Here is a 12,407-nt window from a genome sequence, read left to right as displayed (position 1 = left end):
TGGCGCGGCGCATGCTCGACATGCTCGTGCGCCGCAACGTGGCGCTGGTACTGGTGCTGCTCGCCCTCGTGCTGGGGGTGGCGACCTTCGTGGTGCTGTCGGGCGGCAATTCGCTGGCCCATCACCCGCAGATACAGGCGCTGGTGTTCATCCTCAACTTTCTGGTGCTGCTGCTGCTGGCCACCTCCCTGACCGAAAAGGTGGGCCGCGTGCTGGCCGAGCGGCGCAACGGGCTGGCGGGCGCGCGGCTGCATGTGCGGCTGGTCACGCTGTTCGGCATCGTGGCGGTGGCGCCCACCATCGTGGTGGGCACATTTGCCGCCGTGTTCTTCCATTACGGCATCCAGATCTGGTTCAGCGACCGGGTGAACACCGCGCTGAACGAGGCGCTTGAAACCTCGCGCGGCTACCTGCAGGAGCATAACGCCAATATCCGCACGGAGGCCTTCTCGCTGGCCAACTACCTGGTCAGCGCCCAGAACGCGCTGGCCGGCTCGGGTGATGACCTGCTGCACAACCCCGACGCGCTCTCGCAGGTGCTGGATTCGCAGGCCACCCTGCGCGGGCTGGACGTGGCGGTGGTGTACGATCCGTTCACCAACACGGTCGTGGCCTCGGGCGGGCTGATGGGGCGCACGGCCAACATGAAGGACCTGCCGCCGCCCGCCGCCACCCTCATGGCCCGCACCAACGAGATCGCGATCCTGGATTCGGCGGATGAAAAGACCGTCCGCGCGGTGGTGACGCTGGGCGATACGCCGCCGCTCATGCTCATGATCGCCCGCCCCGTCGACCCCGACATCCTCGAGCACATGCACCGCACCGAGCAGGTGGTGGCCGACTACCAGCGCCTCAATGGCAATCGCGGCAAGATCCAGTTCACCTTCGTGCTCATCTTCGCGCTCGTGGCGGTGCTGGTGCTGGGTGCCGCCATCCTGATCGGGCTGATGCTGGCCAACCAGATCGTGCGCCCGCTCGGCCTGCTCATCCTGGCGTCCGAGCGGGTGAGCAAGGGCGATCTCGACAGCAACGTGCCCGAGGGCGACCGCGATGACGAGGTGGCCAGCCTGTCACGCGCCTTCAACCGCATGACCACGCAGCTTGCCACCCAGCGCGCCGAGCTGATCCAGGCCAACAACCAGATCAATGAACGCCGCCGCTTTACCGAGGCCGTGCTGTCCGGTGTTTCGGCAGGCGTGATCGGGCTGGATTCGCAGCGCATGATCGAGCTGCCCAACCGGGCGGCCAGCGTGCTGCTGCACCGCGACATGGCCGAGTGCGTGGGCCATCCGCTGATCGAGGTGGTGCCCGAACTGGCCGACATGCTCGACCGCATCGCGCATGATGGCGCGCGCGAACTGACGGGCGAGGTGCAGGTGCTGGCAGGTGGCCGGGCCTGCACGCTGCTGGTGCGAATCGGTGCGGAAATGCAGGGCAGCGTGGCCGGTGTCTCGGCCGAGGGCTATGTGGTTACGTTTGATGACATAACAGCCCTGCAGGTGGCGCAGCGCAAGGCGGCCTGGGCGGACGTGGCGCGCCGCATCGCCCATGAGATCAAGAACCCGCTCACCCCCATCCAGCTTGCCGCCGAGCGGCTCAAGCGCCGCTTCCTGCGCGAGATTTCATCCGACCCCGATACGTTCGTGCAATGCGTGGACACCATCATCCGTCATGTGGGCGATATCGGGCGCATGGTGGATGAATTTTCCGCCTTCGCCCGCATGCCCCAGCCGGTGATGCGCAACGAGGACCTCTCGCGCATCGTGCGCGAGGCGCTGATCCTGCAACGCAACGCCCACCCCGAGCTGGTCTATGATGTCGACCTGCCCGACCGGGGGCCGATCGTGCGCTGCGACCGCAGGCTGGTGGGCCAGGCGCTGACCAACCTGTTGCAGAACGCGGCCGACGCCATCGCCATGCGCGTGCCCGATGCGGTGCCGGGCGGGGATGGCGTCATTGGCCACATCCGTATTACATTGGAAAATGACGGCGCGCATGTTCGCCTGCGCGTCGAGGATGACGGGATCGGGCTGCCGGTCGAGGATCGCGCCCGGCTGACCGAGCCCTATGTGACGCACAAGCCCAAGGGAACCGGCCTGGGCCTTGCGATCGTCAAGAAGATTCTTGAAGATCATGGCGGCAGCATCGGGCTTGAGGACAATGCCGGGGGCAGGGGAGCTGTGTCGACGTTGATTTTGCCGATAAAGGACGACCATGGGGCATGAAATCCTGATCGTCGATGATGAGCCGGATATACGGCTCCTTATCGAAGGCATTCTGGCCGATGAAGGATACGAAACGCGGCTGGCGGGCGATTCCGATTCCGCCATCGCCGCCTTCAGGGAGCGCCGGCCCGCGCTGGTGGTGCTTGATGTCTGGCTGCAGGGTTCACGGCTCGATGGGCTGGGCATCCTCAATGTGCTGCACAAGGAGGAGCCGTCCGTCCCGGTCATCATGATCTCGGGGCACGGCACCATCGAGACCGCCGTTGCCGCCCTGCAGCATGGCGCGTACGACTTTATTGAAAAGCCCTTCCAGGCCGACCGGCTGCTCGTGGTGGTGCGCCGCGCGCTCGAGGCCTCGCGCCTTGCGCGCGAGAATGCCGAGCTGCGCCTGCGCGCGGGCTCGGGCACCGTGCTCGAGGGGCGCAGCGCCGCTATTGCCGCCGTGCGCAACCAGATCGACCGCGTGGCGCCGACGGGCTCGCGCGTGCTGATCTCGGGGGCGGCGGGCACCGGCAAGGAAGTGGCGGCAAGGATGATCCATGCCAGCTCCCGCCGCGCGGAGGGTCCGTTCATTGCGCTGAACTGCGCCACGCTCGCCCCCGGCCGGTTTGAGGAAGAACTGTTCGGCATCGAAGGCAGCGACGATGGCACGGGGCGGCGCACCGGCGTGCTCGAGCGCGCCCATGGCGGCACGCTGCTGCTTGATGAAGTGTCCGACATGCCGCTGGAGACGCAGGGCAAGATCGTGCGCGCGCTGCAGGACCAGACCTTCGAGCGGCTGGGCGGCTCGCGGCGGGTCAAGGTGGATGTGCGCGTACTTGCCACCACCAACCGCGACCTGCAGGCCGAGATCGGGCTCGGGCGCTTCCGCGAGGATCTGTACTACCGCCTCGCCGTCGTGCCGCTGCGCATTCCCAGCCTGCGCGAGCGGCGCGAGGACATTCCCGAGCTTGCCCGCATGTTCCTCGACCGTGCGGCCGAAAACGCGGGCCTGCCGCTGCGCGAGCTTTCAGGCGATGCCATTGCGGCCCTTCAGAGCTACGAATGGCCGGGCAACGTGCGCGAGCTGCGCAACCTGATGGAGCGCCTGCTCATCATGATGCCGGGCAACAGCACCGACCCCATCCGGGCCGACATGCTGCCTTCCTCGGTGGGGGACGGGGCGCCCGCGCTGCTCAAGTTCGATTCTGACGAGGATGTGATGAGCCTGCCGCTGCGCGAGGCGCGTGACCTGTTCGAGACCCAGTACCTTCAGGCGCAGCTTTTGCGTTTTGGCGGGAACATCAGCCGTACCGCAGGCTTTGTGGGCATGGAGCGCAGCGCGCTGCACCGCAAGCTCAAGCAGCTTGGCGTAACATCGGAGGACCGCAACGCAGGATGAGCTTTTGCCCACCTGACGCATGCCTGCTAGACAACGAACCGTGATACGGATGGTGGCAACGCCGTAGCATGACACGTGACTGTGCCGTGTTGATTTTCGCCCAACAAACAACAAGTAAGGCCCTGCCGTGGCAAAAGAACCTTCACAGAATGTACAGGACGTGTTTCTCAACCACGTCCGCCGGTCGAAAACGCCGGTCACCATTTTCCTCGTCAATGGCGTCAAGCTTCAGGGCATCATCACCTGGTTTGACAATTTCTCCGTCCTGCTGCGGCGCGACGGGCATACGCAGCTTGTCTACAAGCACGCGATCAGCACCGTCATGCCCGCCACCCCCGTCAGCCTGTTCGATCCCCCGGCTGAGGACACGGAAGAACCGGCAGCCACGGATGGCAGCCCGTCGTGACGGTGGCGGCGCCTTCATCCGCCACGCGCGCCGCTGTCATCCTGCCATGGGAGCGGCCCGACCGGCACGATGATGCCCGCGCGGCCGAAGCCCGGCTGGAGGAAGCGGTAGGCCTTGCCGCCTCCATCGGGCTGGTGGTGGTGTGCCAGGCGGTGCTGCTGCTGCGTGCCCGCAGGCCCGCCACCCTGCTTGGCGGGGGCCAGGTCGATTCGCTCAAGGAGACGGTCAAGGCCGACAACATCACCGTTGTCATTATCGATTCCCGCCTGACCCCCGTGCAGCAGCGCAACCTTGAGCGGGCGCTGGGCTGCAAGGTGATCGACCGCACCGCCCTGATCCTTGATATCTTTGGCGAGCGCGCGGCCACGCGTGAAGGCACGCTGCAGGTCGAACTCGCCCATCTGGAATACCAGCGCAGCCGCCTGGTGCGCACCTGGACCCATCTTGAACGCCAGCGCGGTGGCTTCGGCTTCCTCGGCGGCCCTGGCGAGACGCAGATCGAGGCCGACCGCCGCATGATCGGCGACCGGATCGTGCGCCTCAAGCGCGAGCTCGAGCAGGTGCGCCGCACGCGCGGCCTGCACCGGCAGGCGCGCAGGCGGGTGCCGTTCCCCATCGTGGCGCTGGTGGGCTACACCAATGCGGGCAAGTCCACCCTGTTCAATGCCCTGACCGGGGCCAGCGTGTATGCGCAGGACCAGCTTTTCGCGACCCTCGACCCCACCATGCGCGGCATCCAGCTGCCATCGGGGCGGCGGGTGATCCTGTCGGATACGGTGGGCTTCATCAGCGACCTGCCCACCGAACTCATCGCCGCCTTCCGCGCCACGCTTGAAGAGGTGGCCGAGGCCGACATCATCCTGCATGTGCGCGATGTCTCGCACCCCGATAGCGCATCGCAGCGCAATGACGTGATCGAGGTGCTCGAGGGCATGGCGCGCAACGGCACGATCGAGGCCGACTGGCAGGGCCGCGTGATCGAGGTGCTGAACAAGGCCGACCTCGTGGGCGGGCGCGAGGCCGTGGGCGCGCGACCGGGCAATGTGGTCATTTCCGCCATTACAGGCGATGGCCTGCCCGACCTGCTTGCCGCGATTGACGAGCGCATGACCCGCGCGATGGAAGTGGCGCGGTACCGTATCCCCCTGGCCGAGGGGGCAGCGATGGCTTGGCTGCATGAGCATGGCGAGGTGACCGAGCGCAGTGATGGGGAGGACGGGGCCGAAATGACCGTGCGCCTTTCCCCCGCCAACCGCGCGCGTTTCGAGATGCAGTTCGGTCGCGTCGTGACCTGCCTGGTCGATTAGGGCCTGCGCGGTCAATAAGAGTTCCGGGTGCCGCCTTCTTTTCAAAAAGGCGGCATTTTCTGAAGCTTCGTGAGAAAAGCTTTATCAGGAACGGCCTTGTGGTTGCAGGATTCTTTCCAGGCAGGCCTCCCATGCAGGCTGTTTGCGCAGTCTGGCCATGACGGTGCGCGGGGTGGAAAAATGGCGCCCGGCAGCGCAGGAATGACGGGTTGAACAACGGACAGGGGCGGAGGCAGCAATGACGCAACGGATCACACTGGCGGATATGCGCAAGGTGGTGGCGATGATGCGTGAAGCGGCCCGGCGCCATGTCATGCCGTCCTTCCGTTGCCTCGACCGTGCCGATATCCGCAGCAAGAGCGGGCCGATGGATATCGTGACCGTGGCGGATGAAGCCACCGAGCGCGACCTGACTGCAGCCCTGCAGGCTGCATGGCCCAAAGCCCTCGTGGTGGGTGAGGAGGCGGTGGCCGCCAGCCCCGACCTGCTCGATGGCCTGGCCACGGCTGAACTGGCCTTTGTGATCGACCCGATTGATGGCACCGCCAATTACGCGGCGGGTGTGCCGCTGTTTGGCGTGATGGTCTCTGCCGTATCGGGTGGCGAAGTGGTGGGCGGGGCGATTGTGGACCCCATCTGCAATGTCGCGGCCGTGGCCGCGCGCGGCCACGGCGCATGGCTCGATGATGGCAAGGGGGGCGAGCGCCGCCTGCAGGTCGCCCCCGCCGTGCCCGCGCGCGAAATGGCGGGCAATGCCTCATGGCGCTACCTGCCTGCCCCGGTGCGGGATGTCGTGACCCATAACCTGCCCAAGGTGGCGGGATCGTGGGATTTCCGCTGTGCGGCGCATGAATACCTGATGCTGGTCGATGGGCGCTGCCATTTCCTGCTGTTCAACCGCACCCTGCCGTGGGACCATCTGGCGGGCTGGCTGATCCATCAGGAAGCAGGCGGCTACAGCGCCCATTTTGATGGCACGCCCTACCGCGTGACGGATCGCAGCGGCGGGCTGCTTTATGCGCCTGACCGGGCAAGCTGGCAGGCGCTGCATGACCTGCTGCTGACGGTGGCATAAAAGATAAAAGTTTTTGGGTGCCGCCTTTTTTCAAAAAGGCGGCGTTCTTTCGAAGCTTTTTGAAAAAAGCTTCACCAAAAACTTTTGATTTTTAAGTCTTTTTTGTTGCTGCACGCTCGCGGCGTTTCACCGCCTGCCAGCCTTCCTCCATGGTTTTTACATCCACATCGGCCAGTGCCAGCCCCCGGTCAGCCAGATCGTGCTCGACGGCGGTAAAGCGGCGGGTGAACTTGGCATTGGCCTGGCGCAGGCAGGCCTCGGGGTCCATGTCGAGCTTGCGGGCCAGGGTTGCCAGCGTGAACAGCACGTCGCCGAGTTCATCGAAGATCTTGTCGCGGTCACCGCTTTCAAGCTCGACCTTCAGTTCATCGAGTTCCTCATCCACCTTGGCGGCGACCTCGCCCACCGTATCCCAGTCAAACCCCACGCGGGCGGCGCGGGCCGAGAGCTTGCGCGCGCGCATGAGGGCCGGCAGGCCCACGGGCACGTCATCGAGCGTGCCGCGCCGGTTGCGGGCGAGGCGTTCGAGCGCCTTGCCGCTTTCCCACTGGCCGGGTGCGGCTTCGGCCTCGCCAAAGACATGGGGGTGGCGGCGGACCATCTTGTCGCCGATCAGGGTGGCCACGGTGGCGAAGTCGAACAGGCCTTTCTCATCGGCCATCTGCGCGTGATAGACGACCTGGAGCAGCAGGTCGCCCAGTTCATCGGGCAGGCCCTCCCAGTCCTCGCGCGCAATGGTGTCGGCCACTTCATAGGCTTCTTCAATGCTGTAGGGCGCGATCGAGGCAAAATCCTGCGCCCTGTCCCACGGGCAGCCGCTCTCGGGGTCACGCAGGCGGGCCATGATGCCCAGCAGGCGTTGGAGGGGGGCTGTGGCGTCTTGCATGGGGTGGTTCCTGCCTGTTTGTGTTGCGGTCGGGCGCAGGTTTTGTATAGATCGCGCACCGCAGGGCGGGAAGTTCTTATCAGGATGGATGGCACATGAGCAGCGACGGACAGGCAACGGTCTTTATCGATGGCGAGGCAGGCACCACGGGGCTGGGCATCCGCGAGCGGCTGCGGCACCTGCCGGTCACGCTGCGCTCCATCGACCCCGCCCGCCGCAAGGACGCCGATGCAAGGCGCGAGATGATGGCCGCCGCCGATGTGGTGGTGCTGTGCCTGCCCGATGCGGCCGCGAAGGAAGCCGTGGCCATGGCCGATGCCATGGGCGCGGAGGCCCCCCGCATTCTCGACGCCAGCACCGCGTTCCGCACCGACCCGGCCTGGGTTTACGGTTTCCCCGAAATGGATGCGGCCCAGCCGGAGCGCATCCGCAGGGCGGCGCGCGTGTCCAACCCCGGCTGCTACCCCACCGGGCTGGTGGGCCTGCTGCGCCCGCTGGTCAAGGCCGGGCTGGTGCCTGATGACTATCCCGTCACGGTCAATGCCGTCAGCGGCTACAGCGGCGGTGGCCGCAGCATGATCGAGGCGCATGAACGCGATGGCGGCCCCGCCTTCGAGCTGTACGGGCTGGGGCTTGGCCACAAGCACATACCGGAAATGAAGCTGTATGCGGGCCTTGCGCAACTGCCTTTGTTCGTGCCTTCGGTCGGGCATTTTCCGCAGGGCATGATCGTGTCCGTGCCGCTGCATCTCGACCTGCTGCCCGGCACTGTCGGCCTGGCCGATCTGCACGGGGTGCTGGCCGCGCATTACGCAGGCTCCGACCGCATTACGGTGGCCGAGCCCTGCACCAAGCTGGTGGCCGATACGCTGGCGGGCACCGACCGGATGGAGCTGCGCGTGCATGGCAATGAAGAGCTGGGCCACGCCGTGCTGACCGCGCGGCTGGACAATCTGGGCAAGGGGGCCTCGGGGGCCGCGATCCAGAATCTGGCGTTGATGCTGGGACTGGAGCCGCCGCCGCCGGTGTGATATAGCGGGTCCGCAAGACGTCCATGGACTGATTGCCGTGGTATCATCCGTCCCGCTCCGGGCGGGGTGCCTGTATGCGAGAGTGACGGAACGGTAGACGTAGTCGACTCAAAATCGACCGCCGCAAGGCATGGGGGTTCGAATCCCCCCTCTCGCACCAGTCTGGCGCACCGGTTGGCGGTGTTGCCGTGCCAATGCCCGTGTCGCGAACAGGACGTTATCTCCCTTGCCTGAAGCCCTTACTGCAAAGCCGTCCGTGCGGCCTGCCAATCCGCGTTTTTCCTCCGGTCCGTGTGCCAAGCGCCCGGGCTGGTCGCTCGATGCCCTGTCGGGTGCGCTGGTGGGGCGCTCGCACCGCTCGGCCGAGGGGCGCGCCCGGCTCAACGAGGTCATTACCCGCTCCAGGGCCATGCTGGGCATGCCGGAGGACTGGGTGCTGGGCATCGTGCCCGCATCTGACACAGGCGCGGTCGAAATGGTGCTGTGGTCCATCCTCGGCACGCGCCCGGTGGACGTGCTGGCGTTCGAGAGCTTCTCCGCCACATGGGCCAATGACATCATTGCCCAGCTCAGGCTGCCCGAGGCCCGCGTGCTCAAGGCCGAGTATGGCGAGATCCCGGACCTGGCCCAGGTGGACTGGTCGCGCGACGTGGTTCTGACCTGGAACGGCACCACATCGGGCGCGCGCCTGCCCTATGATGCCGCCATTCCCACCACGCGTGACGGGCTGGTGATCTGTGATGCCACATCCGCCGCCTTCGCCATGGACCTGCCGTGGGAGAAGCTCGATGTGGTGACATGGTCGTGGCAGAAGGTGCTCGGCGGTGAGGCGGCCCACGGCATGCTGGCCCTTTCCCCGCGCGCGGTGGAGCGGCTGGTCTCCACGCCAGCCCCCCGTGCGCTGCCCAAGATATTCCGCCTGACCAACGCCAAGGGCCTGATAGACGGCATCTTCAGGGGCGACACCATCAACACGCCCTCCATGCTGTGCGTGGAAGATGCGCTCGATGGCCTGAAATGGGCTGAGGGCATTGGCGGGCTGAAGGGGCTGATCGCGCGCAGCGAAGCCAATCTGGCCGCGATTGCGGCATGGGAGGCTAAATCCGACTGGGCGCAGTTCCTTGCCCCCAACCCGGCGCACCGCTCAAGCACGGCCATCTGCCTGCGTATTGTCGCCCCCTGGTTTGCAGCACGCGATCATGCGGCCCAGACGGCGGTGGCCAAGAAGATTGTCTCCCTGCTGGGCAGCGAAGGCGTTGCCATGGATGTGGGCAGCTACCGCGATGCCCCGCCGGGCCTGCGGCTGTGGGGTGGCGCCACGGTCGAGACGGCGGACCTCGTGGCCGTGCTGCCGTGGCTTGACTGGGCTTATGAGCAGGTGCGGCGCGAACACGCCTGATCCCTCCCATTCTCCTTCCATGTCCGATCCATCATGCCCTGAGCCACGTGCGCTGGGCCATGATGCAGCACGATAGGCCCTGCCATGACTGATGACCCGCCGTTCAACCCAGCCCTTCTGCCCGCAGGGTTCGTGGACCGGCTCCCCCCCGAGGCCGAGGCCGAGGCTGTGGGCGTCGAGACCCTGATGCGCGTGTTCGCGGCCCATGGTTATGACCGCGTGACCCCGCCGCTGCTGGAATTCGAGACCACCCTGCTGTCGGGCGCAGGCGCGGCAGTGGCGGCGCAGACCTTCCGCCTGATGGACCCCGATACGCGGCGCATGATGGCCCTGCGGCCCGACATGACACCTCAGATCGCCCGCATTGCCGCAACGCGCCTGCCTGACGTGCCGCGCCCGCTGCGCCTGTCCTATGCCGGGCCGTGCATTCTCATGGCCAGCAACCGGGGCGAAGGGGATCGGCAGATCTCGCAGGCGGGCGTGGAGCTGATCGGCCCCGACGGCCCGCACGCGGATGCGGAAATCGTGGCCCTTGCCGCCGAGTGCCTGGCTACCCTGCAGGTGCGCGGCGTCTCCTTTGACCTGACCATGCCAGCACTCACCACCGCCCTGCTTGATGCAGGCGGGTTCGAGAGCACCGTGCGTGGCATGCTCATGCGCGCGCTTGACCGCAAGGATGCGGCCGCCGTGGCGCGGCATGGCGGCGACCTAGCCGATGTGCTGATCCGCCTCCTGCACGCGGCGGGCCCGGCGCAGGGCGCGCTGGCGGAGCTTGCGGCGGTTGACCTGCCGCCTGCCGTGCGCGCCTTGAGCGAGCGGCTGGCGGCCACCGTTGCGGCCATCGAGGCCCGCGTGCCCGGCATCCGCCTGACGGTGGACCCGGTGGAGTTCCGGGGCTGGCAGTATCATACCGGCGTGTGCGTGAGCATTTATGCCGCGGGCCAGCGCGAGGAGCTGGGCCGCGGCGGGCGCTACCTGTCCAATAATGATGAACCGGCCTGCGGCATCACCCTGCGGCCCGACATCATCCTGCGCGCGGCACCGCCCCTGCCCAGCCGCACGCGCATCTTCGTGCCGTGGGGCACGCCGGCGGAAAAGGCGGCCGCCCTGCGGGCGGCGGGCTATGCCACGGTCAGCGCCCTCGGGCCGGATGAAGACCCGCTGGCGCAGGCGGCCCTGCTGGCCTGCACGCTGGTGGTGGTGGATGGCCAGCTTGTGCCCGTGCCAGCCCGTGACGGTGAATGACGCCTGAAGTTTCGACTGATTTCTTTTTTTCTGAACCGACCCCGTTTTTCCGGCTGGCCGCATAGTGGCCGCCGGGCAGCATATCAAGGAGCATGAAATGTCCAACGTCACCGTGATCGGCACCCAGTGGGGTGACGAGGGCAAGGGAAAGATCGTGGACTGGCTGGCCAGCCGCGCCGATGTGGTCGTGCGCTTTCAGGGTGGCCACAATGCGGGCCATACGCTGGTTGTGGGCGAGCAGACCTACAAGCTCTCCCTGCTGCCCTCGGGGCTGGTGCGCGGCAAGATGGGCGTGATCGGCAATGGCGTGGTGGTTGACCCCGAGGCGCTGCTCAAGGAAATCGACCGCGTGACCGCCCAGGGCCTGAAGGTTACGCCCGAGACGCTGAAGATTGCGGAAAACGCCCCCCTGATCCTGCCCGTGCATGGCGCGCTTGACCGTGCGCGCGAGGCCGCGCGCGGCGAGCGCAAGATCGGCACGACCGGGCGCGGCATCGGTCCCGCCTATGAGGACAAGGTCGCCCGCCGCGCCATCCGCCTGTGTGACCTGGCCGAGCCCGAAACGCTGGACTGGAAGCTCGACGAGCTGCTGCTGCACCACAATACCCTACTCAAGGGGCTGGGTGCCGAGACCTTCACCAAGCAGGAACTGCTCGATTTCCTCAACACCGTGGCCCCGCGCGTGCTGCCCTTCATGGCGCCGGTGTGGGATCTGCTCGATGACAGCCGCCGCAGCGGATCGCGCATCCTGTTTGAAGGCGCGCAGGCGGTTATGCTCGATGTGGACCATGGCACCTACCCGTATGTGACCTCATCGAACACCGTTGCCGCCAATGCGGGCACGGGTGCGGGCGTGGGGCCGACGAGCATCGGATTCGTGCTGGGCATTGCCAAGGCCTACACCACCCGTGTGGGCGAAGGGCCTTTCCCCAGCGAACTGCATGATGAGATGGGCCGCACGCTGGGCGAGCGCGGGCATGAATTCGGCACGGTGACGGGCCGCCCCCGCCGCTGTGGCTGGTTTGATGCCGTGCTGGTGCGCCGCGCGGTGCGCGTGGGTGGCGTGAACGGCCTGGCCCTGACCAAGCTGGACGTGCTGGACGGGCTGGACGAGATCAGCATCTGCGTGGGCTATGAACTCGACGGCAAGATCACGAAGCACTTTCCCTCGGCGCCCGGTGCGCAGCAGCGCATCCGCCCCGTGTTCGAGACGATGGAAGGCTGGAAGGACAGCACGAAGGGCGCGCGCTCCTGGGCCGAACTGCCTGCACAGGCCATCAAGTATGTCCGCCGCATCGAGGAACTGGTGGAAGCGCCGGTGACCCTGCTCTCCACCAGCCCCGAGCGTGATGACACCATCCTGATGCGTGACCCGTTCGAGGACTGATCGGGGCCGGATGGACGTTTCTGGAGGTCGCCTTTTTTCTGGAAAGGCGGCATTTCCTTGGAGAT

At 66.5% G+C, this 12,407-nt stretch carries 10 protein-coding genes and 1 tRNA gene; 10 read left to right on the top strand and 1 reads right to left on the bottom strand.

All coding sequences use genetic code 11. The annotated features are described in order from the left end of the window. Positions 1 to 11: 11 nt before the first annotated feature. The 5 genes from DV027_RS01290 to DV027_RS01270 all read left to right on the top strand — a co-directional run bounded on the left by DV027_RS01290 (position 12) and on the right by DV027_RS01270 (position 6,394). Positions 12 to 2,225 carry a sensor histidine kinase NtrY-like gene (locus DV027_RS01290; protein ID WP_242621690.1) on the top strand — a complete coding sequence of 738 codons (2,214 nt, stop codon included), beginning with the start codon at positions 12 to 14 and terminating at the stop codon, positions 2,223 to 2,225. Further along, positions 2,215 to 3,606, top strand: a complete 1,392-nt coding sequence (gene ntrX / locus DV027_RS01285; protein ID WP_110566806.1) for a nitrogen assimilation response regulator NtrX — start codon at positions 2,215 to 2,217, stop codon at positions 3,604 to 3,606. Before DV027_RS01290 ends, ntrX begins: the two co-directional genes overlap by 11 nt. Before the next feature lie 127 nt (positions 3,607 to 3,733). Beyond that, positions 3,734 to 4,012: an RNA chaperone Hfq gene (hfq, locus tag DV027_RS01280; RefSeq protein WP_078526480.1), complete on the top strand. Its 279-nt coding sequence runs from the start codon at positions 3,734 to 3,736 to the stop codon at positions 4,010 to 4,012. Continuing rightward, complete coding sequence (gene hflX, locus DV027_RS01275) at positions 4,009 to 5,319, top strand: GTPase HflX (protein ID WP_130730152.1); 1,311 nt, start codon at positions 4,009 to 4,011, stop codon at positions 5,317 to 5,319. The genes hfq and hflX overlap by 4 nt, the downstream gene beginning before the upstream one ends. A gap of 238 nt (positions 5,320 to 5,557) precedes the next feature. Then, complete coding sequence (locus DV027_RS01270; RefSeq protein ID WP_130730151.1) at positions 5,558 to 6,394, top strand: inositol monophosphatase family protein; 837 nt, start codon at positions 5,558 to 5,560, stop codon at positions 6,392 to 6,394. A gap of 91 nt (positions 6,395 to 6,485) precedes the next feature. Here DV027_RS01270 and mazG read toward each other — a convergent pair whose 3' ends face one another. Next, positions 6,486 to 7,280 (bottom strand): nucleoside triphosphate pyrophosphohydrolase, encoded by a 795-nt coding sequence (mazG, locus tag DV027_RS01265; protein ID WP_130730150.1) that lies wholly within the window; start codon positions 7,278 to 7,280, stop codon positions 6,486 to 6,488. A 95-nt stretch (positions 7,281 to 7,375) separates the two neighbouring features. Between mazG and argC the strand changes: the two genes are divergently transcribed. The 5 genes from argC (at position 7,376) to DV027_RS01240 (ending at position 12,342) form a co-directional block, all read left to right on the top strand. Then, positions 7,376 to 8,311, top strand: coding sequence for an N-acetyl-gamma-glutamyl-phosphate reductase (argC, locus tag DV027_RS01260; protein WP_130730149.1), 936 nt, complete (start codon positions 7,376 to 7,378; stop codon positions 8,309 to 8,311). A gap of 76 nt (positions 8,312 to 8,387) precedes the next feature. After that, positions 8,388 to 8,471: transfer RNA gene (locus tag DV027_RS01255), tRNA-Leu, on the top strand. A gap of 66 nt (positions 8,472 to 8,537) precedes the next feature. Beyond that, on the top strand, positions 8,538 to 9,710 hold the full coding sequence (locus DV027_RS01250; RefSeq protein ID WP_130730148.1) for a phosphoserine transaminase: 1,173 nt from the start codon (positions 8,538 to 8,540) through the stop codon (positions 9,708 to 9,710). An 84-nt stretch (positions 9,711 to 9,794) separates the two neighbouring features. Further along, on the top strand, positions 9,795 to 10,955 hold the full coding sequence (locus DV027_RS01245; RefSeq protein ID WP_130730147.1) for an ATP phosphoribosyltransferase regulatory subunit: 1,161 nt from the start codon (positions 9,795 to 9,797) through the stop codon (positions 10,953 to 10,955). A gap of 97 nt (positions 10,956 to 11,052) precedes the next feature. After that, complete coding sequence (locus DV027_RS01240) at positions 11,053 to 12,342, top strand: adenylosuccinate synthase (protein ID WP_130730146.1); 1,290 nt, start codon at positions 11,053 to 11,055, stop codon at positions 12,340 to 12,342. The last annotated feature ends 65 nt before the right edge of the window (positions 12,343 to 12,407 follow it).

Source organism: Komagataeibacter xylinus (assembly GCF_004302915.1).
GTDB lineage: Bacteria > Pseudomonadota > Alphaproteobacteria > Acetobacterales > Acetobacteraceae > Komagataeibacter > Komagataeibacter xylinus_C.
This window is presented reverse-complemented; position numbering and strand designations above follow the sequence as displayed.

Excerpts from the sequence above, each read along its gene's own strand:
- DV027_RS01290 (WP_242621690.1), top strand. The coding sequence starts at position 12 with ATGCTCGACATGCTCGTGCGCCGCAACGTGGCGCTGGTACTGGTGCTG.
- ntrX (WP_110566806.1), top strand. The coding sequence starts at position 2,215 with ATGGGGCATGAAATCCTGATCGTCGATGATGAGCCGGATATACGGCTC.
- DV027_RS01270 (WP_130730151.1), top strand. The coding sequence starts at position 5,558 with ATGACGCAACGGATCACACTGGCGGATATGCGCAAGGTGGTGGCGATG.
- mazG (WP_130730150.1), bottom strand. The coding sequence starts at position 7,280 with ATGCAAGACGCCACAGCCCCCCTCCAACGCCTGCTGGGCATCATGGCC.
- argC (WP_130730149.1), top strand. The coding sequence starts at position 7,376 with ATGAGCAGCGACGGACAGGCAACGGTCTTTATCGATGGCGAGGCAGGC.
- DV027_RS01245 (WP_130730147.1), top strand. The coding sequence starts at position 9,795 with ATGACTGATGACCCGCCGTTCAACCCAGCCCTTCTGCCCGCAGGGTTC.
- DV027_RS01240 (WP_130730146.1), top strand. The coding sequence starts at position 11,053 with ATGTCCAACGTCACCGTGATCGGCACCCAGTGGGGTGACGAGGGCAAG.